This is a genomic window from Massilia eurypsychrophila (assembly GCF_002760655.1).
Lineage (GTDB): Bacteria > Pseudomonadota > Gammaproteobacteria > Burkholderiales > Burkholderiaceae_D > JAFCUW01.
Window position 1 is genome coordinate 73,470 of sequence record NZ_PDOC01000013.1, and the last position, 25,079, is coordinate 98,548.

General features: G+C 63.2%; 25 protein-coding genes. 15 read left to right on the forward strand and 10 right to left on the reverse strand.

Translation table 11 applies throughout. The features are described from left to right. Nucleotides 1-12: 12 nt before the first annotated feature. Nucleotides 13-603, reverse strand: coding sequence for a hypothetical protein (locus tag CR105_RS18680; RefSeq protein WP_229414006.1), 591 nt, complete (start codon nt 601-603; stop codon nt 13-15). Between the two features lie 189 nt (nt 604-792). Between CR105_RS18680 and CR105_RS18685 the strand changes: the two genes are divergently transcribed. From CR105_RS18685 to CR105_RS18700, 4 genes are read left to right on the forward strand one after another with little or no spacing between them, the layout of a single operon-like run. Next, the gene (locus CR105_RS18685; protein ID WP_099790952.1) at nt 793-1,035 is read left to right on the forward strand and encodes a hypothetical protein; all 243 of its coding nucleotides are present in this window, start codon (nt 793-795) and stop codon (nt 1,033-1,035) included. Beyond that, entirely contained in the window at nt 1,032-1,976 is a 945-nt protein-coding gene (locus CR105_RS18690) for a DnaJ C-terminal domain-containing protein (protein WP_099790953.1), read from the forward strand. Before CR105_RS18685 ends, CR105_RS18690 begins: the two co-directional genes overlap by 4 nt. Beyond that, on the forward strand, nt 1,973-2,293 hold the full coding sequence (locus tag CR105_RS18695; RefSeq protein WP_099790955.1) for a chaperone modulator CbpM: 321 nt from the start codon (nt 1,973-1,975) through the stop codon (nt 2,291-2,293). The genes CR105_RS18690 and CR105_RS18695 overlap by 4 nt, the downstream gene beginning before the upstream one ends. A gap of 26 nt (nt 2,294-2,319) precedes the next feature. Further along, complete coding sequence (locus CR105_RS18700; protein ID WP_099790957.1) at nt 2,320-2,511, forward strand: YgaP family membrane protein; 192 nt, start codon at nt 2,320-2,322, stop codon at nt 2,509-2,511. A 96-nt stretch (nt 2,512-2,607) separates the two neighbouring features. On the opposite strand, the gene CR105_RS18705 is transcribed toward CR105_RS18700, so the two are convergent. After that, nucleotides 2,608-4,323 carry a PHA/PHB synthase family protein gene (locus CR105_RS18705; RefSeq protein WP_229414007.1) on the reverse strand — a complete coding sequence of 572 codons (1,716 nt, stop codon included), beginning with the start codon at nt 4,321-4,323 and terminating at the stop codon, nt 2,608-2,610. A 250-nt stretch (nt 4,324-4,573) separates the two neighbouring features. Between CR105_RS18705 and arsA the strand changes: the two genes are divergently transcribed. The 7 genes from arsA to CR105_RS18740 all read left to right on the forward strand — a co-directional run bounded on the left by arsA (nt 4,574) and on the right by CR105_RS18740 (nt 12,620). Beyond that, entirely contained in the window at nt 4,574-6,586 is a 2,013-nt protein-coding gene (gene arsA / locus CR105_RS18710) for an arsenical pump-driving ATPase (RefSeq protein ID WP_099790960.1), read from the forward strand. Then, on the forward strand, nt 6,583-7,038 hold the full coding sequence (locus tag CR105_RS18715) for a VOC family protein (protein WP_218968723.1): 456 nt from the start codon (nt 6,583-6,585) through the stop codon (nt 7,036-7,038). Before arsA ends, CR105_RS18715 begins: the two co-directional genes overlap by 4 nt. A gap of 109 nt (nt 7,039-7,147) precedes the next feature. Further along, nucleotides 7,148-7,696 (forward strand): cytochrome b, encoded by a 549-nt coding sequence (locus tag CR105_RS18720; RefSeq protein WP_099790962.1) that lies wholly within the window; start codon nt 7,148-7,150, stop codon nt 7,694-7,696. Between the two features lie 115 nt (nt 7,697-7,811). Then, nucleotides 7,812-9,299, forward strand: coding sequence for an efflux transporter outer membrane subunit (locus tag CR105_RS18725; RefSeq protein WP_099790964.1), 1,488 nt, complete (start codon nt 7,812-7,814; stop codon nt 9,297-9,299). Next, entirely contained in the window at nt 9,296-10,651 is a 1,356-nt protein-coding gene (locus tag CR105_RS18730) for an efflux RND transporter periplasmic adaptor subunit (RefSeq protein ID WP_099790966.1), read from the forward strand. Before CR105_RS18725 ends, CR105_RS18730 begins: the two co-directional genes overlap by 4 nt. Continuing rightward, nucleotides 10,648-11,394, forward strand: coding sequence for an ABC transporter ATP-binding protein (locus CR105_RS18735; RefSeq protein WP_099790968.1), 747 nt, complete (start codon nt 10,648-10,650; stop codon nt 11,392-11,394). The genes CR105_RS18730 and CR105_RS18735 overlap by 4 nt, the downstream gene beginning before the upstream one ends. Beyond that, on the forward strand, nt 11,394-12,620 hold the full coding sequence (locus CR105_RS18740) for an ABC transporter permease (RefSeq protein ID WP_099790970.1): 1,227 nt from the start codon (nt 11,394-11,396) through the stop codon (nt 12,618-12,620). Before CR105_RS18735 ends, CR105_RS18740 begins: the two co-directional genes overlap by 1 nt. 94 nt (nt 12,621-12,714) lie before the next feature. Here CR105_RS18740 and CR105_RS18745 read toward each other — a convergent pair whose 3' ends face one another. Beyond that, complete coding sequence (locus tag CR105_RS18745; protein ID WP_180288236.1) at nt 12,715-13,083, reverse strand: STAS domain-containing protein; 369 nt, start codon at nt 13,081-13,083, stop codon at nt 12,715-12,717. 338 nt (nt 13,084-13,421) lie between these two features. On the opposite strand from CR105_RS18745, the gene CR105_RS18750 reads away from it, so the two are divergent. Then, nucleotides 13,422-14,195, forward strand: a complete 774-nt coding sequence (locus CR105_RS18750) for a fused MFS/spermidine synthase (RefSeq protein ID WP_180288237.1) — start codon at nt 13,422-13,424, stop codon at nt 14,193-14,195. Between the two features lie 153 nt (nt 14,196-14,348). On the opposite strand, the gene CR105_RS18755 is transcribed toward CR105_RS18750, so the two are convergent. Further along, nucleotides 14,349-14,702 carry a YkgJ family cysteine cluster protein gene (locus CR105_RS18755; protein WP_099791046.1) on the reverse strand — a complete coding sequence of 118 codons (354 nt, stop codon included), beginning with the start codon at nt 14,700-14,702 and terminating at the stop codon, nt 14,349-14,351. A gap of 309 nt (nt 14,703-15,011) precedes the next feature. On the opposite strand from CR105_RS18755, the gene CR105_RS18760 reads away from it, so the two are divergent. Continuing rightward, nucleotides 15,012-15,230 (forward strand): hypothetical protein, encoded by a 219-nt coding sequence (locus CR105_RS18760; protein ID WP_099790976.1) that lies wholly within the window; start codon nt 15,012-15,014, stop codon nt 15,228-15,230. Between the two features lie 7 nt (nt 15,231-15,237). On the opposite strand, the gene CR105_RS18765 is transcribed toward CR105_RS18760, so the two are convergent. Continuing rightward, nucleotides 15,238-15,444 (reverse strand): ribbon-helix-helix protein, encoded by a 207-nt coding sequence (locus CR105_RS18765; RefSeq protein ID WP_099790978.1) that lies wholly within the window; start codon nt 15,442-15,444, stop codon nt 15,238-15,240. A gap of 204 nt (nt 15,445-15,648) precedes the next feature. Between CR105_RS18765 and CR105_RS18770 the strand changes: the two genes are divergently transcribed. Together CR105_RS18770 and CR105_RS18775 are read left to right on the forward strand one after the other, a co-directional pair. Further along, nucleotides 15,649-15,840, forward strand: a complete 192-nt coding sequence (locus CR105_RS18770) for a DUF2970 domain-containing protein (protein ID WP_099790980.1) — start codon at nt 15,649-15,651, stop codon at nt 15,838-15,840. Nucleotides 15,841-15,957: 117 nt separating this feature from the next. Beyond that, the gene (locus CR105_RS18775) at nt 15,958-16,998 is read left to right on the forward strand and encodes an isocitrate/isopropylmalate dehydrogenase family protein (protein ID WP_099790982.1); all 1,041 of its coding nucleotides are present in this window, start codon (nt 15,958-15,960) and stop codon (nt 16,996-16,998) included. 113 nt (nt 16,999-17,111) lie between these two features. Here the strand turns inward: CR105_RS18775 and CR105_RS18780 are convergent, their stop codons facing one another. The 5 genes from CR105_RS18780 to CR105_RS18800 form a co-directional block, all read right to left on the reverse strand. Beyond that, a complete protein-coding gene (locus CR105_RS18780) occupies nt 17,112-18,623 on the reverse strand; it encodes a tryptophan halogenase family protein (RefSeq protein ID WP_099790984.1) in 1,512 nt (503 codons plus the stop codon). Nucleotides 18,624-18,650: 27 nt separating this feature from the next. Then, nucleotides 18,651-19,658 carry a cupin-like domain-containing protein gene (locus CR105_RS18785; RefSeq protein WP_099790986.1) on the reverse strand — a complete coding sequence of 336 codons (1,008 nt, stop codon included), beginning with the start codon at nt 19,656-19,658 and terminating at the stop codon, nt 18,651-18,653. Next, a complete protein-coding gene (locus CR105_RS18790) occupies nt 19,655-20,368 on the reverse strand; it encodes a SapC family protein (protein WP_099790988.1) in 714 nt (237 codons plus the stop codon). The genes CR105_RS18785 and CR105_RS18790 overlap by 4 nt, the downstream gene beginning before the upstream one ends. A 25-nt stretch (nt 20,369-20,393) precedes the next feature. Next, a complete protein-coding gene (locus tag CR105_RS18795) occupies nt 20,394-21,929 on the reverse strand; it encodes a tryptophan halogenase family protein (RefSeq protein WP_229414008.1) in 1,536 nt (511 codons plus the stop codon). A 109-nt stretch (nt 21,930-22,038) separates the two neighbouring features. After that, a complete protein-coding gene (locus CR105_RS18800; protein WP_099790992.1) occupies nt 22,039-25,011 on the reverse strand; it encodes a TonB-dependent receptor in 2,973 nt (990 codons plus the stop codon). Between the last annotated feature and the right edge of the window lie 68 nt (nt 25,012-25,079).

Consider the following 25,079-nt stretch of genomic DNA (forward strand, 5'->3'; position numbering starts at 1 on the left):
AAATGGAAATGCCTAGTTCGGCTTGCCCAAGGCAATCCGGTATTCTTCGAGTCTTTTTTCGTAGTCCAGCGCGTCGCCGAATTCCAGAAATCCCGCGTAGCGCCGATGGTTGCCGAGCATTTTCCGTGCATGCTTGATCGGGCAAAAATATTGTTCGGTGCGGGAAATGATTTCGGTGCAATAGGCGATCAGCCCGGTGCCGTACGCGCAATAGGTGCAGTGGAATTTTTCGATAATGTTCAGATAATCGAGATTTTGGCGATCGAAAATGATGTAGTTGGCGCGCCGCACCTTGACGATGCCATAGATCGGAAAACAGCAAGCTTGGTAGAAGCTGATGCACAGGTCGACCAGCAGCAATGGAATCGCCATGCCGTAGATGATCGGGCCGGTCAGCAGGTTTTGCGGGCGATACGCGACCAGCCATTGAAGCAGGCTGCTCTTGAGTTTGCGGTGTTCTTCGCGCAGCGTGCGTTCGAATTCCACCCGCTTGCCGTCGATCTGGAAGAACATTTTGCTCTGCTGTTCCCGCAACGCAGTGGCCATCTCTTCTTCAAGCGTATTCATTTCAGCCAGCAAGGTGCGGATTCTATCGGTCATCATGGTTCAGGGTTTTGTCTCGGTAATATTTATTGAACGCACCTTCGCACGTGCGATGTCAAAAACTCATGATGCACATCAAATTTCTAACGTAAGCACATATTTGCTGCGCATGGGCATTTTTGACGCACATCAACGTTTTTATTGCGCGCGCTTCGTAGACTGGCCGCAAATGTGAATAAAAGGCCCACCATGTTGTTTAGCAATCCATGTGAATATAACGGCTACGTGATCAGCGGCCAGGCGCTCGAACTGGCGCCCGGCCAATGGCAGTCGCAGCTGCTGGTCGAGCGCAATGGTTTCGTGGCGGAGGGAATGGGCATCTTTCCGGTATGCATCGCGGCCGGCGCCGCCGAGCAGCAGGCGCTGCTGGCTGGCCGGCGCATGGTCGACGGCGCCGGATTTAGCTTGCGCACTTCAGCGGTACTGGCATGAAGTTCAAGGATTACTACCAGGTCATGGGTGTCGAGCGAGCGGCGAGTGTCAGCGAGATCAAGCAAGCCTATCGCAAGCTGGCGCACCAATTTCATCCCGATATTTCCAAGGATCCGCTCGGCAAAGAGCGCTTCCAGGAAATCGGCGAAGCGTATGCGGTGTTGAAAGACCCGGAAAAGCGCGCGGCCTACGACCAGCTCGGCAAGAAGCAAGCTGGCCAGGATTTCTCGCCACCGCCGGGTTGGCAGGGCAATTTCGACGCCGGCGCGGCCAGCTACGACGACGTCGACCTGGCTGACCTGTTCGCCGCTTTCGGGCGCTCGAACCGGAGCGGTAAAGCGCGCGGACCAAGCCCGGCGCGCGGCCAGGATTTTGAAATCAGCGCCGCCGTTTCGCTAGAGCAGATTCATCACGGCGGCGAAATCGAGGTGCGCGCACAGATCCCCGAATTCGACGCGCACGGCCTGCCGCATCGCTCGAGCCGGACCTTCCGCGTCACCGTGCCGGCCGGCGCCGTCGACGGCCAGCGCCTGCGCCTTGGGGCGAAGGGCGGCCCCGGCACGCATGGCGGCCCGCCGGGCGACCTGTATGTCGCGCTGGCCTTGATTCCGCACCGCTTGTACCGGATCAGCGGGCGTGACCTGACCATGGACCTGCCGCTGGCGCCATGGGAAGCGGTGCTGGGGGCGGTGATCCGCGTGCCGACCCTGGACGGCCCGGTCGAACTGACCGTCAAGCCCGGCGCCACCGCGGGGCAACAGCTGCGCCTGGCCAAGCGCGGATTGCGTACGGGCGACGGCGGCAGCGGTGCGCTGCATGCGGTCATCGTCATCACCGTGCCTTCTTCTGTCAGCGAGACCGAGCGGGCCTTGTACCAACAGTTGGCCGACGCATCCGATTTCAACCCGCGGCCGCAATTCGCGCAAGGGGAGGCAGCATGAGCTACCCGATGACCCACGCGGTCTGGCTGGGCGAGGTCGAGGTCTGCACGATCGACCACCTGGCCGAAGTGTCCGGCCTGTCGGTCGATGAAGTCGAAGACCTGGCCGCAAGCGGCGTGATCTGGCCGGCCGACGCGGCCGCGCAGCCGCGCAGCTTCCACCTGCTGCACGTGGTGACGGTGCGGCAGGCGCGCCGCCTGCGCGACGATTTCGAGCTCGACAGCAATGGCGTGGCGCTCGCCATGACGCTGCTGCGGCGCATCAGCGTGCTCGAGCAGGCGCTGTCGCTGCATGGGCCGGCCGGCGCCGGCGTCTGAACAACTTTACTAACGAGGACAAGATAATGAAAGCCAACGTAGGAACTATCGATCGGACGATTCGCGTCGTGCTGGGGCTGGGCCTGATCGCGGCAACACTGATGGGCGCCATCGGTCCGTGGGGTTGGCTCGGCCTTGTCCCGCTTGCCACTGGTGTGTTTCGTTTTTGTCCGGTGTACCTGCCGTTCGGCATACGCACTTGCGCCGTGAAGAGATAGCTGGTTCACCGATGCGGCATCATGAGTCGCGCCCAGCCGCCCGGCATCCCCGACGAGCAGGATGCCTGCGGCGCGCGGCTGCCCCTCAGTCGGCGGTCAGTCTCCCAGCACGTACATTCCGGGCGCGTCGGCCAGGGTCACGCCTGCTCCCATCGCCGGGGGCGAAATCTGTTCGGCGGCGGAATGCGCGACCAGCCACCGTTGCCAGTGGGGCCACCAGGAGCCCTCGGCCTGCTGCGCCTTCGCCAGCCACTCGTCCGGGCCGACCCAGGCTTGGCCGACAGGTTGCGGGGCCGTGAACCGGTAGCTGCGGCGGGCATGCCCAGGTTCGGACACGATGCCTGCATTGTGCCCGCCGGAAGCGAGCACGAAGTCAACCGAAGCATTCGACAGCAGGTTGATCTTGTACACTGAGCGCCATGGCGCCACCTGGTCGCGCTCGGTGCCGAGGACGAACAGCGGCGCCCTGATATCCTTCAGGGCCACCGGCTTGCCGTTCACGCAATACCGCCCGGCCGCCAGATCATTGTCGAGAAACAGGCGCTTCAGATACTCGCTGTGCATGCGGTAGGGCATGCGCGTGGCATCCGCATTCCAGTGCGCCAGGTCGCTCCGCTCGGCCCGGATGCCCAGCATGTATTCGCGCACGATGCGCGTCCAGATCATGCTGCGCGCGTTCAGCAACTGGAACGAGGCGCCCATCTGGGCGCCGTCCAGATAGCCTTGCTGCCACATCATGGCGTCCAGCAGGTTCATCTCGCTGTCGTCGATGAACAGGCCGAGCTCGCCCGGCTCGCTGAAGTCGGTCTGGGCGGCAAGCAGAGTGACGCTGTGCAAGCGGGCCTCGCACGCCTGACGCCCTGAACCGAGCGCCGCCGCCGCGATGGCCAGCAGGGTGCCGCCGAGGCAGTAACCGACCGCGTGGACGTCGGGGGTGGCGCCGATGCGCGCCACCTCGTCCAGCACGTCGAATAGTCCGCGCGCCAGGTAGTCGTCCATGCCCAGGTTGCGGTCGCGCACATCCGGATTGCGCCAGGAGACCATGAATACGGTATGGCCCTGTCCGACCAGGTAGCGCACCATCGAATTGTGGGCCGACAAGTCGAGGATGTAATATTTCAAGATCCACGACGGCACGATGAGCACTGGCTCGCGATACACCGCCGGGCCCTGCGGTTCATACTGGATCAGCTCGACAAGTTCATTTCGATACACTATTTTCCCGGGTGTCAGTGCAACGTCGCGCCCGACTGCTGCATGCGCCGCCGCCGGCGTCAGGGGAGCGCGCAGGTCCTGGCGCAAATTGGCCAAGCCGGCCAGGAGGCTCTGTCCTTTGCTGTCGCGTGCCGCCCGTAATACTTCGGGATTGCTCCAGAAAAAGTTAGAAGGCGAAAATCCATCGACCACTTGCCTCGCCGCGAAGTTGACGACTTGCGCATGGTGGGGCGCCACACCGCGCACCTCGCTGGTGGCTTGCTGCCAGAATTGCCCCGTGCTGGCAAAGGTGGTGACAAAGACGTTGAACGGCCACTTGTTCCATTCGCTATCGGCAAAACGGGCATCGCCGCCAACGCTGGCGGGACGGCACAGTCCGGTCATCAGTTCGATCTGCTTGCCGGGCGACGCTGCCAGATGCAGGAACCAGTCCTGAAAAGCGAGCGCAAGTGCGATCGGCGAGACGCCACCGGTGATCCGGGCAACGCCGCTTTGCGCCTGCAAGTCCAGCAGATTCGGTCCCGCTTCCTCGGCATAGAACTGGCTCGTCTTTCCAGGTGCGAGACTTGCCATCGAACTCATGTCAGTCAATTTCACAATCGCTCCTCATTAATGTTGTTCATTATTGCAAGTGTCGTTCCGCCAAGTATTTGATGTAGCTCAACATCTGAATAAGTTGCAACAGCGGCGGGTCATACTTTTAAACAATGCATCTATGTCAAGCTGTTTGATGTGGGTCAAGGAAAATGCGCTTCGCATCGCCCACACTGGACTCGGTGCCGCCAGGTGATGGCGCGCCGCAAACGATATTTCTCCTAAAAAATCTCCAACGCCAGTGGAAAATCAGATGCTCATCAAAGTGGCAGGATCCGGATGCAGCAAGTGCCAGTACACGATCGAATTGATCGATAAGCTCGCGCGGGCGGCCGGCGTTGCGGTCGACATCGACAAGGTGACTGGCGCCGATGAAATACAGCGTCTCGGCGCCACGTCGACGCCGGCTGTTTTCGTTGATGGCGTGCTGGTGCACAGTGGCGGCATTCCCACGCACGAAGCGGTGGCGGGGTGGTTCGACGCCGAGGTTCCCGGTTTCCTCAAAGGGCCGACGCGGCACCTTTTCTTTACCGGCAAAGGCGGAGTGGGGAAGACGTCGCTGTCGACCGCCACCGCACTGAGGCTTGCCGATGCCGGGAAAAAGGTACTTCTGGTGAGCACCGACGCCGCCTCGAACCTGGATGAAATGCTGGGGATAGAACTGCGCAACATCGCCACGCCGGTGCCTGGCGTAGCGGGTTTGTCGGTATTGAATATCGACCCCGACAACGCGGCGGAATCGTATCGCCAGCGCGTGCTGGTGCAGATGGACGCGGATGCCACTGAAACAGAGCGCGCAACCGTCCGCGAGCAATTGTCCGGCGCCTGCACCACGGAGATCGCTTCTTTCGACGAATTTGCCGCACTGCTTTCCGGCGATGCAGGCGCCTACGACCATATCGTGTTCGACACCGCGCCGACCGGACACACCTTGCGCCTGCTGAGCTTGCCGCAGGCATGGAGCGGATTTTTAGCCGGAAACGACCGCGGCGCCTCGTGCCTTGGCCCGCACTCGGGATTGAAGATGCAGGAAGTGCGTTTCAAGGCCGCCCTCGATGCCTTGAGCGACCCGGGCCAGACCACCGTCATCCTGGTCGCGCGCGCCGACAAGAGCGCAATTGCCGAGGCGGCGCGCACTTCTGAGGAATTGCGCACGCTCGGACTGAACAACCAGCGGCTGATTATCAACGGCGTGTTCCACGCCAGCGATCCTACCGATGCGGTCGCTTGTGCCATTGCGGCGCTGGGACAGCAAGCACTCGACGCGATGCCGCAAGTTCTGCAGACCTTGCCGCAAGACCAGGTGCCCTTGCGCGCGTTCGACACGGTCGGGTTGCCAGCCTTGCGCGCGCTGCTTGCAACGCATGCCGCCCCCAGCGCCAGCGCTGGCAAGGCCTCGAGCGCGGCGGACCAGCACTTGCCGGGGCTGGACGTATTGGCCGACGAGCTGGCGGCGACCGGCCACGGCCTGATCATGGTCATGGGTAAGGGAGGGGTGGGAAAGACGACCGTCGCCGCCGCTCTGGCCCTCGGGCTGGTTGAGCGCGGCAAAACCGTTCATCTCAGCACCACCGACCCCGCGGCGCACCTGGTGGGCACACTGGAGGGCGAGGTGCCGGGCCTGCGCGTCGATCGCATCGACCCCAAGGTCGAGACGCAGCGCTACATCGACAGGATGATGGCCAGCAAGTCGCCCGGACTGAACGACCAGGAACAAGCCCTGCTGCTGGAAGACTTGCGCTCCCCCTGCACCGAAGAAGTGGCGGTCTTTCACGCCTTCTCGAAGATTGTCAACGAAGCGCGCAGCGCCTTTGTCGTGCTCGACACCGCGCCGACCGGGCATTCCTTGCTGCTGATGGACGCTGCCGGCGCCTACCATCGGCAAACGCTGCGCGATTTCGAAGGCCATCGCAGCGGCCGCATGACCACCCCCTTGATGCGGCTGCAGGACGCGACATATACCAGGATCATTCTGGTGACGCTGCCGGAAATTACCCCGGTGTCGCAAGCGGCGGCCCTGCAAGACGACCTGCGCCGCGCAAGCATCGAGCCATACGCCTGGGTGATCAACAAGAGCGTGCTGGCCGCGGGCACGCACGATCCGCTGCTGGCAGCGCGCCTGGCGGGCGAACGCAAGCAGATGACGCGCATGGCCGGTGGTTTGGCCGCGCGCAGCTTCATCGTGCCCTGGCGTACCCGCCCACCGATCGGATTGGCCGAGTTGTCCAAACTGGTGAACCACCAGGCCGGCAAGGAGGACGCATGAGCATGATCGTCTCGCCGGCAGAATTTCACATCAGCATACGGGTTAGCGACCTGGACGAAAGCACCGCGTTCTACACCTCGTTTCTGGGTGTGGAGCCGAAAGACAGCACAGAGCGATTTTCAACATTCATCGTGCCGGAGCTGCGCCTGAACCTGGTCCTGCTGGTCAACGACAGCGGCAAGCCGCTCGATACTTACAGCCTGTATCACATCGGTCTTGGCGTTGCCGACAAGGCCGCCGTGATCGAGACCTACCTGCGGGCGAAGGCCCAGGGAGTCCCGATCGTCAAGCCGCCAAGGACCACCTGGCGCGGCACGCCTTTGCACGAGTTATGGCTTCGCGACCCCACAGGGTATGGGATCGAAATCTACGCGCGCCTGACAGCGGACGAACTGGCAGCGATGCCGGCCGACATGGAAACGTCTTTCCTGGTGCCAGGGACGGAGCCGTGAGCAGGGCATCTGTGCGCTGCTTGCCGGCAGGTTCATCGGCATCGTGCCGTAGCCGGACATGCGCGGTGGCGGCCGCCAGTCCGTTTGACCGAAGCGTCCTGGAGAACACATGAAATGGCGAAATAGCCCGCTACGATATGGTTGGCTATCGGCCGGCCTGCATTGGTTCATGCTGATGTTGCTGATGGCGGTGTATGCGAGCATGGAGTTGCGTGATTTCTATCCGAAGGGCAGCGCGGTACGCGAGGCGATGAAAACCTGGCACTACATGCTGGGCCTGACGGTCGTTGCGCTGGCGATGCTGCGCCTGGCCGTGCAACGCATCGGTCCGGTGCCGGCGATCTCGCCGCGCCCGGCCAAGTGGATGGGCGCGTCGGCCAGTGTGCTGAAGGTGGCGCTGTACCTGTTGATGATAGGCATGCCGCTGCTAGGCTGGCTTCTGCTCAGCGCGAAGGGAACGCCGATTCCTTTTTTCGGACTGCATCTCGTCGCGCTCATCAATGAGAACAAGGCGTTGGCGGTATCGATCAAGGAACTTCACGAGACGGTGGCGGCGGCAGGATACTTCCTGATCGGCGCGCACGCGGCAGCCGCGCTGTATCACCATTACCTGCTGCGCGACGACACGCTGCGAAGAATGCTGCCGGGCGCCGACTAGCTTGCTCTTGCCACCGCGCTTGCAACGTCCGGCTTGCCGGGCGCTGGTGTGCTGCTTTCACCCGCCGTGCGCTGCTCGTTTTTCTTCAGCCGCGGACCACCAAGGATTTCAACAGATGTTCAACGAACCGAGCGCGACCCGGGGTTTCACGCGCCAGCGGTGTAGTCCCATAGCAAGAACAGTCCTCGCCGGCCTCGCCGTCGCCGGTGCGCTGGGCGGCTGCGCGGTCATGACGCCAGCGCCGCCGCCAGCCGTTGACCTGGCGATTCCGCCACAATGGATCGTCGCCGGCCGCGCCGCGCCAGTGACCCCATTGGCGGCATGGTGGCGCCGCTACGACGATCCGCTGCTGGTGCGCCTGGTCGACGATGCGCTTGGCCGCAATCCGTCGATTCTCGGCGCGCGGGCGGCGCTGGCCCAGTCGCGCGCCGCCGCCGCCGTGCAGTCGGCAGCGCGCCTGCCGGTGCTGAGCGGGTCGGCATCGGCGCAGCGCAACCATGCCGGCGACGCCGATTCCAGCAGCTTCCGGACCGGGTTCGACGCCAGCTGGGAACTCGACGTCTTCGGTGCCCAGCGCGCCGCCATGCTGGCGGTGGATGCCAACACACGCGCCAGCGCCGCCAGCCTGGCCGACATCCAGGTCTCGGTCGCGGCCGAGGTTGCGATCAACTACCTCAACTTGCGCGGCCTGCAGGCGCAACTTGCGATCTCGCAGGCCAGTTTGCGCAGCCAGGAAAAGACGCTTGAGCTGACCGGCTGGCGCGTGCAGGCCGGCCTCTTGACGGTGCTCGAGATGGACCAGTCGCGCGCCGCCACCGAACAGACGCGCTCCCGGATCCCGGCCTTGCAGACGGCCGCCGCGCAGGCGCAATACAGCTTGGCCGTGTTGACCGGACGCGCGCCCGCGGCGCTCGTCACGGCGCTGGCGGCTGCACCGGCAACGGCATTGACCGAGCCGGCCGAACTGGCGATCGCGATCCCGGCGGCCACATTGCGCCAGCGCCCTGATGTGCGGGCGGCCGAAGAGCGCGTGGCGGCTGCGGCGGCCCTGGTGACCCAGGCCGATGCCGCGCGCCTGCCGGATTTTTCGCTGGGCGGCTCGCTTGGCCTGAACGCGCTCACGGCGGCCGCGCTGCCGAACGGCGCTTCGGTCGTCGCCACGCTGCTGGCCCGGGTCACCGCGCCGCTGTTCGACGGCGGCGCCGGAAAGGCGCGCGTGCGGGCGCAGCAGGCGCAACTCGAGCAGGCCGGCGCCGCCTATGCCGGCATCGTGCTCGGCGCCCTGCAAGACGTCGAAGACGAGATGGTCGCATTGCGCAACGAGCGCAACCGGCTCGCCAGCCTGCGCATCGCCGCCGCGGCCGCGGCCAACGCGGCGCTGCTGGCCAGCCAGCGCTACAGCGCCGGACTGGTCGATTTCCAGGTGGTGCTCGAGACCGAGCGCACCAGCTTGAACACGCAAGATGCGGTCGCTGCCAGCACCACCGATCTGCTCGCCGACCATGTGCGCCTGTACAAGGCACTGGGCGGCGGCTGGGGATCTGACACGCCGATCCTTTTTCCGGCGCCGAAGGGCGTCACCTTTCGTGAAACGCCCCCATGACCAGTACCCCAACACCCTTGACACCAGCCCCCGCGGCATCAGCGCCCGTGCCGGGCGCGGCCGGCGGCGACATCGCCACCCTGCTCGGCGAACCGCCCGCGCGCCCCTGGTGGCGTCGCTGGCCGGTGTGGCTGGCGCTGGCCGCGGTGATTGGCGCCGCTGCCGGCGCCTATGCGTGGCAGCGCCATCGGGTCGACGCCGCTGCGCCGCGCTACACGACACAGGCGGTCTCGCGCGGCGATCTGACCTTGACGGTGAACGCCAACGGCACCCTGCAGCCGACCCGCTCGGTCAACATCGGCAGCGAGCTGTCCGGTACCGTGCGGCAGGTGAATGTCGACGTCAACGATCGCATCAAGAAGGGCGACGTGCTGGTGGTGCTCGACACGGCAAAGCTGCGCGACCAGATCGTGCGGTCGCAGGCGGCGCTCGAGGCGGCGGGCGGCAAGCTGGCGCAAAGCGGCGCCACCGTGGGCGAAGCGCGCGCCGCGCTGGGCCGCTATGAAGAAGTGGCGCGCCTGTCGCACGGCCAGGTGCCGTCGAAGGCCGAACTCGATGGTGCGCGCGCCACGCTGGCGCGCGCCGTCGCCGACGACGCCGGCGCGCGCGCCGGGATCAAGGACGCCAGGGCGGCGCTGTCGACCGACCAGATCAACCTGTCGAAGGCGTCGATCGTGGCGCCCACCGATGGCGTCGTGCTGACCCGCGCGGTCGACCCGGGCAGCACGGTGGCGGCGTCGCTGCAGGCGGTGACGCTGCTGACCGTCGCCGAAGACCTCAGCCGGCTGCGCCTGTGGGTGTACGTCGACGAAGCCGATGTCGGCGCGATCCGGCAAGGTCAGAGCGCCACGTTTACCGTCAGCGCCTACCAGGCACGCAACTATCCGGCCGTCATCACCCGGGTCGGCCTCGGTTCGACCATCACCGACAGCGTCGTCACCTACCTCACTTACCTCGACGTCGACAATGCCGACCTGAGCCTGCGGCCAGGGATGACGGCGACGGCGACGATCACCGCGACCAGGCGCCAGGACGTGTTGCTGGTGCCGAATGCGGCGCTGCGCTTCTCGCCGAGCGCCGCCGCGCCAGCCCCGGCGGCCAAGAAAGGTATCGCCGCCAGCCTGATGCCGTCGATCCCGGGCGGCGGCCGTACGCGCCGCTCGGGCGCCGCCGGCGCCAGCACCGCCAACGCCAAACAGGTCTGGGTGCTCGCTGCGGGCGGCAAGGGAGCGCCGCTGGCGGTGGCCGTCACGCCCGGCATCAGCGACGGCCACGTGACCGAGATCACCGGCGGCAACCTGAAGGCGGCGATGCTGGTCATCACCGACCAGAAGTCAACGGTGGCGAAATGAGCGGCGTTGAACCGCTGATCGAGCTACGTGGCGTGAGCAAGCGCTATGGCAGCGGCGCCACCGAACTGTTGGCGGTGAAAGGCATCGACCTGATCATCGGCGCCGGCGAGTTCGTCGCCATCATGGGGCCCAGCGGCTCGGGCAAGTCGACCGCGATGAACATCGTTGGCTGCCTCGACCAGCCCAGCAGCGGCGCCTACCTGTTCAAGGGCGTGCATGTCGAAACGCTCACGCGCGACCAGCGAGCGCGCTTGCGGCGGCGCTTTCTCGGCTTCGTGTTCCAGGGCTTCAACCTGCTGGCGCGTACCTCGGCGCAGGAAAACGTCGAGCTGCCGCTGCTGTACCGCGGCGACAGCGCCGGCGCGCGCCGCAGCGCCGCCACGCGCGCGCTGGCGGCGGTCGGCCTGGCCGGCTGGGAGCATCACACGCCGGCCGAACTGTCGGGCGGACAGCAGCAGCGCGTGGCGATTGCGCGCGCCATCGTGACCGAACCGGCAGTGCTGCTGGCGGACGAACCGACCGGCAACCTCGACACCCGGCGCAGCCACGAGATCATGGGCCTGCTGCTGGGCCTGAACCGTGACCACGGCATCACCGTGCTGATGGTCACCCACGAGCCGGACATGGCCGCTTACGCGCACCGCGCGATCACGTTCGTCGACGGGCGCGTCGCCCGCGATGAGCTCAATGCCGATCCCGTCACGGCGGCGCCGGCCGGCCTCGACATGAGCGAGGTGCTCTGATGCTGTTCAGCGTCTTCATGCTGGCCTTGCGTTCGGTGCGGCGCAACATGCTGCGCTCCTTCCTGACCATCCTCGGCATCGTCATCGGCGTGAGCGCCGTGATCACCATGGTCACCTTGGGGAATGGCGCCACGCGGGCGATCGAGGCCCAGATCACCAGCCTGGGCACCAACCTCCTGATCGTCAATCCGGGCCAGCGCCAGCCCGGCGGCGGCGGCGGCGGCGGGCGCGGCGTGCCGCAGTTTACCGAGGCCGACGCCGACGCCATCGCAGCGCAGATCGGCGGCGTGGCGGCGGTGGCGCCGCAGAGCCGCGCCGGCGTCACGCTCGTCGCCAACGGCCGCAACTGGGTGTCCACCGCGACCGGCAGCACCAATGCCTGGTTCGACACCGGCAAATGGAAGATCAGCGCCGGCCGCAAATTCGAGGAAAACGAACTGGGCGCCGGCGCCGCCGTCTGCCTGCTCGGCGAGACAGTCAGGCGCGAACTGTTCGGCGGCGCCGTCGGCCAGGACGGCCTTGGCCGGCAGGTGCGCGTCAAACAGTTTTCGTGCGAAGTGATCGGCATCCTGGCGGCCAAGGGGCAGGGCGGCATGGGCGACCAGGACGATCTCGTGCTGGTGCCGCTGCACACGCTGCAGCGGCGCATTACCGGTGGGAGCAAGGTCAGCACGCTGGCGGTGTCGATGGAGGACGGCAGCGACGCCCCGCGCCTGAAGGCCAGCCTGCGCCAGTTGCTGCGCGAGCGGCGCAGGCTGGGAGAGGCAGACGGCGCCGACGACAACTTCAATATCTTCGACACGCAGCAGCTGGCCGAGACGCTGTCGAGCACGATGGGCGTGCTGACCGGGCTGCTCGGCGCGGTCGCCGCGGTGAGCCTGCTGGTGGGTGGCATCGGCATCATGAATATCATGCTCGTCAGCGTGACCGAGCGCACGCGCGAGATCGGCCTGCGGCTGGCCGTCGGCGCGCTCGAGAACGAGGTCCTGCTGCAGTTCCTGATCGAAGCGGTGGTGCTGTCGGCGCTGGGCGGTGCGATCGGCGTGCTGCTGGCTACGCTGGCGTCGTACGGCTTGTCCGCCCTGATGGGCATCCCGTACGCCTTCGATGTCGGCATCAACGTGCTGGCCTTGCTGTTCTCCCTGTTTATCGGGGTGGTGTTCGGCTATTTTCCGGCGCGCCGGGCGGCGCAAATGGATCCGATCGAGGCGCTGCGCCACGAATAGCCTATGCCCGCGGGCAGCTGCGGCCGGCGCCATGGGACGCGGCGCCGGGGGCAGTCATCCTTGTGCCCACACGAGGCCTGCATCGGTCGTGACTTCACAAGAGCACCGAAATGTCGTCACAGTAGGAAACTTTATCGTGGAAACGATGCAGGCCCGCTTCTGCAAGGCGAGCGGCCACATCAGCGTGTGCACCGCATAAAACGACCGGAATTCCGAGCGTTTCCATATGCGTCATGAGGTTCCGCATGACGAGCAATCCCTCCCCATCAATCTTTTCTACTCGTTCCAGCCGCAACAGAAGGGCACTCAGGTTCAGTTCCGGCCACGCCTTGGCATGCTCGATGATGTCAGCGAGCACAAAAGATAACGGACCCTCGACGGTATAGATTTTAAGGCGCCAAGCCGGGGGGCGCCCTTTGCCCGGACGGTTGTCCCGGTCAACATGTTCGTGAATGATACCCATTGATGGTCCCCCGATTGTCAGCATGCTTACGATCAATCCACTGTAGTGCTCGCTGCCCAAAGTACGGCCAACTGGACGAAGCCGCGTTCACATGCTACGCTGTGTGCATGATAATGCAATGGTAATTTCGTTATAATGAAATGATGTACATCCAAGTCTCCCGTGCCGTATGGCCACCCATGTTCGAACTCCGGATGCTTACCGCCGTATCCGCCCTCGAGAGTCGTCGAGCCGAGATTTTCCCTCCCCCTGCGGTAATGCCGTGGCTGCAGCGTTACTTGTCTTCCATGTTGGCGGCCGAGAACCTCGACCCCATACCCAGGCATATTGCGAGATTGATGAGCAACCTTACAAATTTGGTAACCCAGTTGCAGGCTGGGCCCGTTCTCTACAAGAAGCGCCATACCCTGGCGCTACTGTTTGACGTATTCGCAGTACAGAGCGAAATGTCGCTGGCCGATCCGGATGAACTGGTCTTGGGCTACACGCAGCTGATGATGGGTTTTTTACTATTTAACGCGGCGCCGAGAAGCATTGGAATGATTGGTCTCGGTGGTGGCTCGCTGGCCAAATTTTGTTATCGGCACTTGTCCGACGCGCTAATAGAAGTAGCGGAAATATGCCCACAAGTCATCGCCGTCAGAGGCGAATTCATGATCCCGCCTGACGGTCCCCGGTTTAAGGTGCATTGCCAGGACGGCGCTGATTTTGTCGCCCGCAACAAGTCTCGCTTCGATGTACTTCTGAACGATGGATTCGACAAAGCAGGGCAACCTCCCCAATTGTCGAGCAGGCGTTTCTACGATGACTGCTATGCGTCATTGGCACCACAAGGAATGATGGTCACCAACGTCCTCGGTGGAGAGAAGAATACCGACGCCCAGGTCGATGCCATGCGGGATGCCTTCAAGGGAGAGGTCTACGTGATTGACGCCTATGACTCGCTCAATCAAATTGCTTTTGCCTGCAAAGGAGATCTTCTTAAGGTGGACCTGCGGACGATGATGGAAAGGACACGATTTATCCCCTGCCTGCACTCGGCCACGTTGCGCTTGATTGCTCACGGAATCGCCTATGCGCGCGACGGGGTTGTAACAGAATGCTCGATGTGAGCAATACAGGTCAGGATTTCCACTCCCCCTTACCGAGCGCTACGACTGTCTGGCAATCATTTGGGGCTGCGATCGCACGGGTAGTAGCGATGCTCATGCGTCGCAACGCCGATCTTTTTCGACCTTTTTTACGTTTTCTCGAGTTTGCTGGCGCTACACCATCACATGGCGGACTTTGCGAAAATATATCTCAATTTTCATTTCGATCGCAGCATCGATCATGGTCTCAGGCTGCTTTCCGTGAGGGCACTTCAGGCGTGGCGTGGTACCGAATAGACGACAGATCAGCGGGCGTTCCTCGTACACCTGGCAACCAGATACCCCGAGGTGTGGACAGTCCCATTTTGCCAGAGCCGTCTCGCGCTTCGCGTCCTCTACCAGCGGAAGGCGCGACATTTCTTCCGTTGAAGCCATTATGGGTCCGCAGCAATCGTGGCATCCAGGGACGCAGGAAAACTCGGGGATATGGCTGCGGAAAAAGCGAATTTTCTTTCGATTGCGCATCATATAAAGCTCTTCCAAAACATGTGCCGGTTGATCTTGTGGTTTCGCGTGCCCTCCGGCACGAGCATTTCGTGTGGATCTTGCTAAACAGCTACGAGTCGCTGGGTGACTACAAACGTTACAATACCATGATAATGGAGTTATAATGAAAGGCGAACTGGCTGGACCCAAAAACAACACGGACGCTTTCTTTCCTCCCGCAAACGGGCAACCCTCAGTGAACTCCTATTATGATTGTGAAAATATCAATACGTGAGCGGGAAGAAGAACAAACGGGGAATACAGAAAGTTGTATGGAAGGCGAAGGCACGTATGAGGAATGAACTTTCCAAGGCGCAAATTGATGAATTTGAACGGCTTGATCTCAGCGAAGAAGACCGGACAACCGATGCGGGAAAGAGGAGTGGCGCGTGCGCGCCGACTGGTATCAAGCAGCTCACCAACCGGAATATTCTTCAAGCGGTAGAAGAAGTTCTACGGGTGAGCAGAGAGCTTTATTTCCCCAAGGCCGACGCCCTGGGATGCAGCTGATGGCATCTTATTTCTCGGCGGAAGCGCGATCATCCTGCGGCGTCCGTTTCTTGACTTTGGTGGCATAGTCGATGTGATGATCGTCCAGATACTGGCGGATGAGCTGGCGGATCACTTGAGAAGGCGTCAGGTCTTGAGACGCACAAAGCTCATCAAAAGCCTGCTTTTTCACCGGATCAATGAGAATGGTAAGCCTTGCAGACTTGGTTTCCATGAGATGCCTGAATAATGATAATCGTGTGATAATTATACACACATGCCCCGGGATTGACTATCGTTCCCAAACGAACATTCAGAGCAGAGAGCGTCTTGACACCCGCTCCACGATGACTTGCCGGGTGTATCACAGGGTTGACTTTGATCCCTATGCTCCAGCGCCAGGGAACCGAATAACGCGATCATGAGATTTGGAGCAAATATGGGTCAGCAAGATCGAACGATCAAGACAGCATCTTTCTTTGGAACGATAAAGGCGGTGCTTTGTGCATTTGCGGGTATTCGAAAAAGTGGAGATTTAAAGTTTCACCCTGTGTACATTGTCGCGGCTGGATTGCTGGGTGTAGCCGTGTTTGTTTCCCTGCTTATTTTGATAGTAAGGTCTGTTGTCTGAACAACAGCTTGCTGATACCTTTGTAAAAACGGCGCTCGCCAGGCAATAGCGTCTGATTTTTCGCTCACGCCTCGGTCACGCGAGGAAAGCTTATCTAGTTTAATCGGAGAATTTCCAATGATTCGAAATTGCCAGCAAAAATTCAACGCGACGCTCATTCCTGGCGACGGCATTGGCCCCGAAGTCGTCGACGCCACTGTCAAGGTACTCGATGCATTGGGCGCGCCGTTTGAGTGGGACATTCAGCATGCCGGAATTGCCGGCGTCGAGGCCCATGGTGATGCATTGCCTCCGCAAACATTAGCCAGCATTCGTGAGCGAAAGCTTGCCCTCAAGGGCCCTTTGACAACCCCGATCGGCGAGGGGTTTCGATCCGCCAACGTGCGGTTACGTGAGGAGTTCCAGCTTTTCGCCAATGTGCGGCCAGTAAAGACTTTGATCGCCGGTCGTTACGACGATATCGACATCGTGCTTATACGGGAAAATCTAGGGGGATTTTATGTCGCCCATGAATACTACATACCCGTGGGCGATGATCCAAAAGCTGTAGCAGTGTCTACGGGAATGAACACACGCGAGGGTAGCAAACGCATAGCAAGGTTCGCGTTTGAGTATGCGGTAAAGAATGGTCGGAAAAAAGTCACCGTCGTTCATAAAGCCAATATATTAAAGGCCTTGACCGGAATATTCCTGGAGGCGGCGCGCGAAGTGGCCAAAGAATATGAGGGCCGCGTGACGATGAACGACATGATAGTCGATGCCTGCGCAATGCAGTTGGTGTTAAATCCGTGGCAATTTGACATGCTGTTATGTACGAACTTATTCGGAGATATCCTGTCTGACGAGTTAGCCGGTCTGGTCGGAGGTTTGGGGATGGCCCCAGGCGCCAATTTCGGCGCAGACACCGCGATATTCGAAGCTGTTCATGGATCGGCGCCAGACATCGCTGGTCGAGGTATTGCTAATCCGATCTCATTGCTTCTCGGTGCGAAGATGATGTTGGACCATGTAGGACTTCCTGACCTCTCGGCACGCTTGCACAATGCAATTTTCGACACTCTGAACATTAGCCAGGTACGCACGGGTGACCTCATGGGCACAGCTACGACTCAGCAGTTTACGGATGCGCTTATTGAGCGATTGGGAAGCCTTAAATAATCAGACTGCACAGTAATCGAAACTGAAGCCCTGCATCACCAATGGTTTCGGATATAAAAACACACTTCCAAAGCAACTTTATCCGCCGGATATTGCTTTGGTTGATACCGGCGTCACGTCGGATTGCTGCTGCCGTACCGGGCAACATACGCCTCGTGCCCCGGCAGCTGCGCCACCGTCCGGTCGACCGAGCCCTTGATCCCGGCGAGAAAACCGTGCAGTTCGTCGTCGCCCATCAAGTCGGCGCTCTGGTGGTGCTGGCGCGGGTGGATGCCCTGGCCCAACATAACCTGGACCCACGAGTTTTCGGCAAACAGCTCGTTCGGCACGCGAAATACCCGGCCGCTGTCGGCGAACAGGTCGATGCGCCGGCGCAGCGCCGGCGGCACCTCCATGCCGGCGCAGTCGCGCCAGAACGGCGTGTCGCGGCGGTTCGTCACGTGGTAGTGGAGGATGATGAAGTCGCGGATATGCTCGATTTCGGTGGTGGTCTGGCGGTTGTATTCGTCGATGTCGCTCTGAAAAATGCCGTCGGTGGGGAACATCTGCATCAGCCGCACGATGCCGCGCTGGATCAGGTGGATGCTGGTCGACTCGATCGGCTCGAGAAAGCCGCTGGCAAGGCCCAGCGCCACGCAGTTGCCCGTCCAGGTCTGCTGGCGCTGGCCCGGCTGGAACTTGATCACCCGCGGCTGCGTCAGCACGGCGCCGTCGATGTTGGCCATCAGGCTCGCCTGCGCGGCGTCGTCGTCGATGTAGCGGCTGGAGAACACGATGCCGTTGCCGACCCGGTGCTGCAGCGGGATCTGCCACTGCCAGCCCGATTCGCGCGCGATCGAGCGCGTGTAGGGGACGGCCTCGCGCACCGCTTCGGTCTGCACCGCGATGGCGCTGTCGCAGTAGAGCCAGTGCGACCAGTCCTGGTAGGGTTGACCCATGGCCTGGCCGATCAGCAGCGCGCGAAAACCGGTGCAGTCGATGAACAGGTCGCCCTCGACCAGCGTGCCCGAATCGAGCAGCAGGGCAGTGATGTCGCCGCTGGCCGGATCGCGCAGGGCGCGGGCGATCTTCGCCTCGATGCGCTCGACCCCGAAGCCCTCGGCGAACTTGCGCAGGTACTTGGCGTAGCGCGACGCGTCCATATGGTAGGCGTAGTTCATGCCGCTTTTCGGCAGGTGGGCAAAGCGGTTCGCCTGCGCTGCCTTCAGCTCGAGGCAGTAGTCGCCATAGTCACCTGCCAGGCCGCGCTCGCGGCCCTTGTGCCAGAAATGCTGGAAGCCGGCAGTCCAGTGGTCGATGCCGGTACTGCCGAACGAGTGGATATAGTCTTCGCCGGCGGCGCGCCAGTTTTCAAAGCTGATGCCCAGCTTGAAGGTGGCCTGGGTCGCGGCCATGAATTCCTGCTCGTTGATCTCGAGCAGGCCGTGAAAATTGAGCAGCGTCGGGATGGTGGCTTCACCGACGCCCACGGTGCCGATCTCGTCGGACTCGATCAGCTTGATGTCGAGGCGCTTGCCCAGCACCTTGGAGATGCCGGCGGCGGCCATCCAGCCGGCGGTGCCGCCGCCGGCGATGACGACGCGGCGGATCGGCTTGGGAACAATGGCATTGCGGTTCGTGGTCATGCGGTCTCCTGATGCTGCGGTTATCGTTCAGCGGTTTATTTTTTTGAGCAGCTGTGCGCGCAGGGTGCGCGTGGCGTCGTCGTCCAGCGGCGCCAGCACGCGCCGCGCCGCCGGTGCGATGTGGGCGGCGGTGTCGGCGCCGGCTTCGAACACGTAGTGGCGGAACTGCTCCTGCCAGGCCGCGCGCTGCTCTGGCGGCAGCTCGCGGATCGTCATCAGCGCCATCAGCATCGCGTTGGTCGGCGTGTCCATGTAGTCCGGCACACAGCGCCACCAGTAGTTGACCAGCACATTGAAGGCGTCGAGCGCTTCGACGTGGTGCCACCACATGCTGGGGATGAAGATGGCGTCGCCGGGCCCCAGGTCGGCCACCTGCGCGTTCGCCAGCGCTTCGGCGTAGCGCGGAAACCGCTGCAAGTCGGGCTGCCTGACGTCGACCAGGCTGATGGCCTGGCCGGCCGGGGTGAAGTCGAGCGGGCCGACGTACAGGTTTCTCAGCTGGCCAGGCGGGAACAGGGTGAAGCGGCGGCGCCCGGCCGCCACGCAGGCGATATTGTCGGGCACGTCGTAATGGGCAGCGATGCGGGTGCGGTTGCCGATCCAGATGCTGGCGAGGGCGTCGCGCGCACCGAGGTCGATGTCGTTGTGGGCGCGGAAACCAGGCAGGCAGGTGTCGACGGTTGTCGAGCCCACGTAGATGGCCGGCGCCGGCGCGCTGGCCGCGTGTTTTTTCAGCTCGTCCAGCACGGTGTCGAGGCGCACGCGCACCGGCGCAAAATTAAAGCCCGACAGATCGTCGTTGTAGAAAAACCTGCCGTCGATGCCTGGTGCGCCCAGCATCGCGTTGACGGTGGCGTCGCGGTAAAAGCCGCGCAGGTAGGCGTCGGCGTTGCCGGCCAGCGCCGCCGCCACCATCGGCCAGTGGCGCACCAGGCCGCGCAGCACGACCGGCTCGGCCGACGCCAGCATCGCGTCGTCAAACGAGGCGGCGTCGATCTCGCGCATCGGCCTGGCAGGCGTCACGTTCGCCGTCATGTTGCGCGCGCGGCGTGCAGGCGGTTCTTGCGTTCGATGAGGGCGCGAAAATTCGACAGCGAGGCCACCGCCATGAAGATCGCCTGCAGGTAGCCGGCGCGGTGCAGTTCGCCCAGCACCGATGCCTCGAGCTGCGCCAGGCGCTCCTCATGAATCGCATAAAAGCCCGCCAGGCGGCCCTGGGTGCCGTCGTCGAGCTCCACATCGAGCACGAACGATTCGAGCAGTTCGAGCGACACCAGCGCCGACATGAACAGCGCGGTGGCCTGCAGGCCCTGGTGCAGCATCAGCAGGCTTGAATTGACGTTTTCCAGGTACTCGGTGGTGCCGCCGTGCGGCAAAAACACCGGCTCGCCATCGATGTTCGAGCAGCGCGGGCTGTCCATGTCGACGTGCACCATCAGCTCGTCGCCAGCGACGCCGATCAGGAACGGCTGGCGCGCCACGCTGAGCGGCACGGTGGGGCTGTCCCAGCCCGCCTCGCTCAAGAACAGGTTCTCGCCTTCGACAAGGCCCAGCATGGCCACCGGTTCGAAGCGGGCGCCGTCGTCGGTTTTGCGAAACACGATCGGGTAGTGCGCCTGCAGCTCGCGAAATTCGGCCGGGAAGGTGGGCGCGAACATGTGCTGGTCGCCCAGGCCCTCGCCATGGCCGGTACGGATGCGCAGGTGCTTGTGGTCGACGTTGTTGAGCAGGACAGGGTTGGACATGCGGTGCTTTCGATTGGTGGCGGTTTCAGATGGACGGCAGGCCGTGGCGGGCAATGTGGGCCAGCAGGCTGCGGTTGTCGGGCAGGGCGGGGAGCATGCGGCGGGTCAGCGTGGCGGCCTCGCGGAAGTACTGGTCGGCCAGGTCCGCGCTGTCGCTGCCGCGCAAGGTGGCGGCGCCATCGAAGCGCATGCCGTACAGGATGTACTGGTAGCTGGCGGCGGGGAACACCTCGCCGGTGCGCGGAAAGTCGCTGCGCGAGGGAGCGCGGTGGCGCCACAGCTGCAGCAGTTCGCGCAGGCGCTCGGGGATGCTGGCCGCTTCGCGGTGGTCGCGCCAGAAGTCGCTGTCGTTCCTCCGGCTCAGCACATAGTGCAGCTTCAGGAACTCGATGACCCGTTCCCAGCGATAGGTAAAACTGTCGTTGAAGCGGCGCGCGATGATGTCCATCGTCGCGCGGTCGGCCGGCAGGTCGTCCGATATCGCGATGGCGGCCATTTCAACGAGTGCCAGCGCGGACGCTTCGAGCGGCTCGATGAAGCCGCTGGACAGGCCGACGGCAACGCAGTTGCGCTGCCAGAAGCGTTCGCGGTAGCCGGGCGTAAAACTGATCTTGCGCGGCTGCCGGACGTCGACCCCGCCGCTGGTGGCGTCGATGTAGGCGCGCAGCGCGGTCTCCGCGTCGGCGTCGCTGCAATGGGCGCTCGAATACACGTGGCCGACGCCGCGCCGCGTCGGCAGGCCGATGTCCCAGATCCAGCCGGCGCGCTGGGCGGTGGCGGTGGTCTGCGAAGCGATCGGGCTATCGGCATCCGGGTAGGGCAGCTGTACCGCCAGCGCGGTGTCGTTGAAGAGGACGTGTTTTTGTTTGACCAGCGGCACGCCGAAGTGCTGGCCCAGCAGCAGCGAACGCACGCCGGTGCAGTCGATGAACAGGTCGCCGGCCAGCTCGCCGTGCTCCCGCGTGGAGAGCGATGCGATGTCGCCGGCGGCGTCGCTGCGCACGCCGTCGACGTGATCGGCGATAAAGCGCACGCCGAGCTTTTCGACGCAGTGCGTCTTCAGGAAGGCGCCGAACTTGCCGGCGTCGAGATGGTAGCCGTAGTTGGCTACCGCTGCGAACTGCGGCGTCGATGCCTGCTTGGGCGCCTTGCCCTGCGCGCACAGGTGCGGCTGAAAACTGACAAGGTCGGCAAACGGCACCTCGCCATGCCGGCTCTGCCAGTGCGCCACCAGGTCGGTCTCGCCGAAGCCTTGCGGCAGCACGAAGGGGTGATAGTAGGAGTCGCCCGGGCCGCCATCGACCCAGCCGTCGAAGCGCGAGCCCTGCTTGAAGGCGGCGTCGCACGCGGTGAGGAAATCGCTTTCGCGCACGCCGATGCGGCGCAGCGTATCGCGCATCGACGGCCAGGTGCCTTCGCCCACGCCAATCGGCGCGACGTCGGGCGATTCGATCACGGTGACCTGCACGCCGCCGCGCTGATGGTCGGCGGCGATGATGGCTGCGCTCAGCCAGCCGGCCGAGCCGCCGCCGACGATGACGATGCGCTGTGGCTTGTTCAAGGTACGATGATCCATTCGTCTGGAGGTGGAGAAGGTCCGAAGCCCGGGAAAGTCTAACCGAAAACGGCCGCTGTGAGACAGCGGCCGCGATCGTTCAACAAGGCGCGCCTCAGAACTTGTAGCGCGCGCCGATCATGTAGCGCGGGCCGGCCTGGGTGGCGTACAGCACCTGCGTCTTGGTGCGGCCGTGGACGCGCTGGGTTTCGTTGGTCAGGTTGATCGCCTCGACCTGGAAACTCAGTTTGTCGTTGTACGCGTACGTCACCGATACATCGAGCTGGCCGAACGGTTCGGTGTAGTTCGGGTTCGGACCGTAGCCGTCGAAGGTCGACGACAGGAACTCGCCGCGCCAGTTGTAGGCCGCGCGCGCGGTCCACTTCGAGTTTTCGAAGATGCCGACCAGGTTCGCCGAGTTCGACAGGCCCAGCAGCGCGAACTGTTCCCCCTGCGACGCGTTGTCGTACTTCAGGCCCGAATGCACCCAGGTGTAGTTGGCCTGCACGCCAAAGCCGCTGTTGCCGAACATGTGCTGCAGATTGACCTCGGCGCCGTGCAGGCTGGCGTCCTTCGCGTTGCTGAAGGAGTTGATCCGGAAGTTGGCGATCGGGTCGCTCGGCTGGCCGACGATGGTGCCGGTGGCGTTGCCGGTATCGTCGTCCTTGCCGCGGGTGACCCCTGGCGCGGTCGGGTGGTTGCGGAAGATGAAGTTGCGGATGCAGACCGCATCGGTGCCGCAACCGCTGGCCGCGGCCTGGTTCCACAGGGCGCCGCCGACCGGCGTATGCAGGGCGAACGGCTGCGCGGTGAAGGTGCTCTGGCCGGCGTAGTCCTTCAGGTTCTTGTGGAACACGCCGAGCGAGGCGAAGCTGGACTTGGTGTAGTACCACTCGGCCGACAGGTCGAGGTTTTTCGACTTGACCGGTTTCAGGGCAGGATTGCCTTGCGAGCCGGTGCCGCCGTTGACGCGAGCCAGCTGGTCGAGCGTCTGGCCGCCCTGGATCTGGTCGTAGCGCGGCCGGCCGATGGTTTCGCCGTAGCTGGCGCGCAGCTTGACGTCCTTGCGCACGTCGATGTCGAAGTCCAGGCTTGGCAGCAGGTGGTGATAGCTGCCGCCCAGGGTGGTGAAGGTGGGGGCGCCGAATCCGACCGAAAACTCGTTGGCCGAGACCATCGTGATGCTGGTGGCCGACGGCACCAGCGCGGTTGACGAGACATCGGTCTTCTCGTAGCGCAGCCCGATGCCGGTGTGGATCGGCATGGCGGTGTTCCAGTCGGTGTTGAACTGCAGGAAGCCGCTCCTGGTTTTTTCGCCGGTGCGGCGGTCAGTGTCGTAGGTCGTTTTCGGCAGGTACAGGTTTGGCAAACCGGAGGCGTTGGCGGCGAGCTGGCGTACCTGGGCAAAGTTAAAGGTGTAAAACTGGTTGAACAGCTTGGTGCTGTCGCTGCCGTCGATCTGGTCGAAGTACTGGCGCACCGTATCGGCGTGCCACACGGTGCTCGGGTAGTCGGCCGGGCTGGTGGCGCCGCCCCAGGTGTCGCGCTGCTGGTTGGAGAAGGCCGAGCGGTTGTCGACCTTGGTGGCGGCCAGGCCGAAGTTCAGCTGCGACGCTTCGCGCACCTTCCAGCGCCCGCTGACCTGGGCCTGCGCGACTTCGCCTTTCATGTAGCCGTTCTGGAAAGTCGAACCGGTGACCTGCTGGCGCGCCTTGACGAAATCGGCGCCCTCGATCGACAGCACCGGGAAGTCTTTCGTGAAGTCGGCGCTGGTGGTGCCGCGCGAGAAGCTGGCGCTTCCCAGCGTATTGTTCGAGCCGAACGGACTGTCGGCCTTCGATTCGGCGGTCGACTTGTGGGCGTCGAATTCGAGTTTCAGGTCGCTGGTGGCGCGCCAGGCCAGGTTGATGCCGATCGCATTGTTCTGCGTCTTGGTGGCGAAATCGGCGGCGCCCATGGCGATGTCGCTGTTGGCCGGGTTGATGATTTCGGTGTAGACCAGCGGACCGGACACCGGGCCCGGACTCCACGTGCTGGTCGACGGGCCGAAGTTGAACCAGGCCGAGATGTCGTTGCGCTTGGTCTGGATCTTGTTTTCGGAATAGGTATAGTCGAGCGTGGTCACCAGTTCCTTGATGGGTGCGAATTGCAACGTCAACTGGCCGTTGGTGCGCTGGCGTTTGATGCCGGTCATGCTGTAATTCAGGTTTTGCGGCACCGAATAGATGTCGTTCGGGGCAGGGCGGTTGGTGATGCCCGCTGCGCCAGGCGTGCCTGGTTGCGGAATCGTGCCCCAGTTGTTTTCGTCGCCCCTGAACGGGCCATGCCAGCCGCTCGACACCGCGGCCTGGTTGGAGCCGCTGTTGCGCTCCTGGTAACTGCCCGATACGGCCACGCCGAAGCGGCCGTCGGCCGAGGTGTTGCTGTAGATACCGGAAATCTCCGGCGTGACCTTTTTGCTATCCTTGACGTCGCCCGGCAGGTTGTTGTTGGACGTGTCGTGCACCGCCTTGACGCCGATGCTCGAGACCAGGCCCGGCCGCGCGAAGGGGCGGGCGGTCATGACGTTGAGGGTGGCGCCGATGCCGCCGGTGGGCGAATCGGCGCGGCTTGTCTTGTAGACCTGGATCTGCGACACCGCTTCCGAAGCGAGGTTGGCGAAATCGAACGAGCGGCCGTTCAGGTCGCCCAGGTTCGAAGTCGCCATCTGGCGGCCGTTGAACAGCACCATGTTGAAGTCGGGACCGACGCCGCGCACGGTCACCTTCTGGCCTTCGCCGTTGTTGCGGTCGATCGACACGCCGGAAATGCGCTGCAGCGCTTCGGCCAGGTTGGTGTCGGGGAATTTGCCGATGTCCTCGGCGACGATGCCGTCGACCAGGCCGTCGGAGTTGCGCTTGAGGTTCAGCGACGATTGCAAGCTGGCGCGCAAGCCCGTCACGACCACGGTCTGCACTTCAGCGCCGGCCGGGCTGAGGCTGGCGCCGGCGGTCGATTGAGCGAAAGTAACACCTGGCGTCACCAGGGCCGCGCAGGCACTGGCTACCGCAAGGCTGAGGTAAGTCTGCTTTGCCTTTGGATATTGCATCTTGTCTCCTAATTGTTTATGTGCCGGCATGCTCGTTAGTGGTCATGGCTGCCGTATCGCTGTTGCTG

Coding starts and splice junctions, on each gene's coding strand:
- CR105_RS18700 (WP_099790957.1), top strand. CDS start 2,320: ATGAAAGCCAACGTAGGAACTATCGATCGGACGATTCGCGTCGTGCTG.
- CR105_RS18740 (WP_099790970.1), top strand. CDS start 11,394: ATGCTGTTCAGCGTCTTCATGCTGGCCTTGCGTTCGGTGCGGCGCAAC.
- CR105_RS18735 (WP_099790968.1), top strand. CDS start 10,648: ATGAGCGGCGTTGAACCGCTGATCGAGCTACGTGGCGTGAGCAAGCGC.
- CR105_RS18725 (WP_099790964.1), top strand. CDS start 7,812: ATGTTCAACGAACCGAGCGCGACCCGGGGTTTCACGCGCCAGCGGTGT.
- CR105_RS18750 (WP_180288237.1), top strand. CDS start 13,422: ATGAGCAACCTTACAAATTTGGTAACCCAGTTGCAGGCTGGGCCCGTT.
- CR105_RS18690 (WP_099790953.1), top strand. CDS start 1,032: ATGAAGTTCAAGGATTACTACCAGGTCATGGGTGTCGAGCGAGCGGCG.
- CR105_RS18800 (WP_099790992.1), bottom strand. CDS start 25,011: ATGCAATATCCAAAGGCAAAGCAGACTTACCTCAGCCTTGCGGTAGCC.
- CR105_RS18695 (WP_099790955.1), top strand. CDS start 1,973: ATGAGCTACCCGATGACCCACGCGGTCTGGCTGGGCGAGGTCGAGGTC.
- CR105_RS18785 (WP_099790986.1), bottom strand. CDS start 19,658: ATGACGGCGAACGTGACGCCTGCCAGGCCGATGCGCGAGATCGACGCC.
- arsA (WP_099790960.1), top strand. CDS start 4,574: ATGCTCATCAAAGTGGCAGGATCCGGATGCAGCAAGTGCCAGTACACG.
- CR105_RS18770 (WP_099790980.1), top strand. CDS start 15,649: ATGGGTCAGCAAGATCGAACGATCAAGACAGCATCTTTCTTTGGAACG.
- CR105_RS18775 (WP_099790982.1), top strand. CDS start 15,958: ATGATTCGAAATTGCCAGCAAAAATTCAACGCGACGCTCATTCCTGGC.
- CR105_RS18730 (WP_099790966.1), top strand. CDS start 9,296: ATGACCAGTACCCCAACACCCTTGACACCAGCCCCCGCGGCATCAGCG.
- CR105_RS18715 (WP_218968723.1), top strand. CDS start 6,583: ATGAGCATGATCGTCTCGCCGGCAGAATTTCACATCAGCATACGGGTT.
- CR105_RS18745 (WP_180288236.1), bottom strand. CDS start 13,083: ATGGGTATCATTCACGAACATGTTGACCGGGACAACCGTCCGGGCAAA.
- CR105_RS18685 (WP_099790952.1), top strand. CDS start 793: ATGTTGTTTAGCAATCCATGTGAATATAACGGCTACGTGATCAGCGGC.
- CR105_RS18720 (WP_099790962.1), top strand. CDS start 7,148: ATGAAATGGCGAAATAGCCCGCTACGATATGGTTGGCTATCGGCCGGC.
- CR105_RS18760 (WP_099790976.1), top strand. CDS start 15,012: ATGAGGAATGAACTTTCCAAGGCGCAAATTGATGAATTTGAACGGCTT.
- CR105_RS18755 (WP_099791046.1), bottom strand. CDS start 14,702: ATGATGCGCAATCGAAAGAAAATTCGCTTTTTCCGCAGCCATATCCCC.
- CR105_RS18790 (WP_099790988.1), bottom strand. CDS start 20,368: ATGTCCAACCCTGTCCTGCTCAACAACGTCGACCACAAGCACCTGCGC.
- CR105_RS18680 (WP_229414006.1), bottom strand. CDS start 603: ATGATGACCGATAGAATCCGCACCTTGCTGGCTGAAATGAATACGCTT.
- CR105_RS18765 (WP_099790978.1), bottom strand. CDS start 15,444: ATGGAAACCAAGTCTGCAAGGCTTACCATTCTCATTGATCCGGTGAAA.
- CR105_RS18780 (WP_099790984.1), bottom strand. CDS start 18,623: ATGACCACGAACCGCAATGCCATTGTTCCCAAGCCGATCCGCCGCGTC.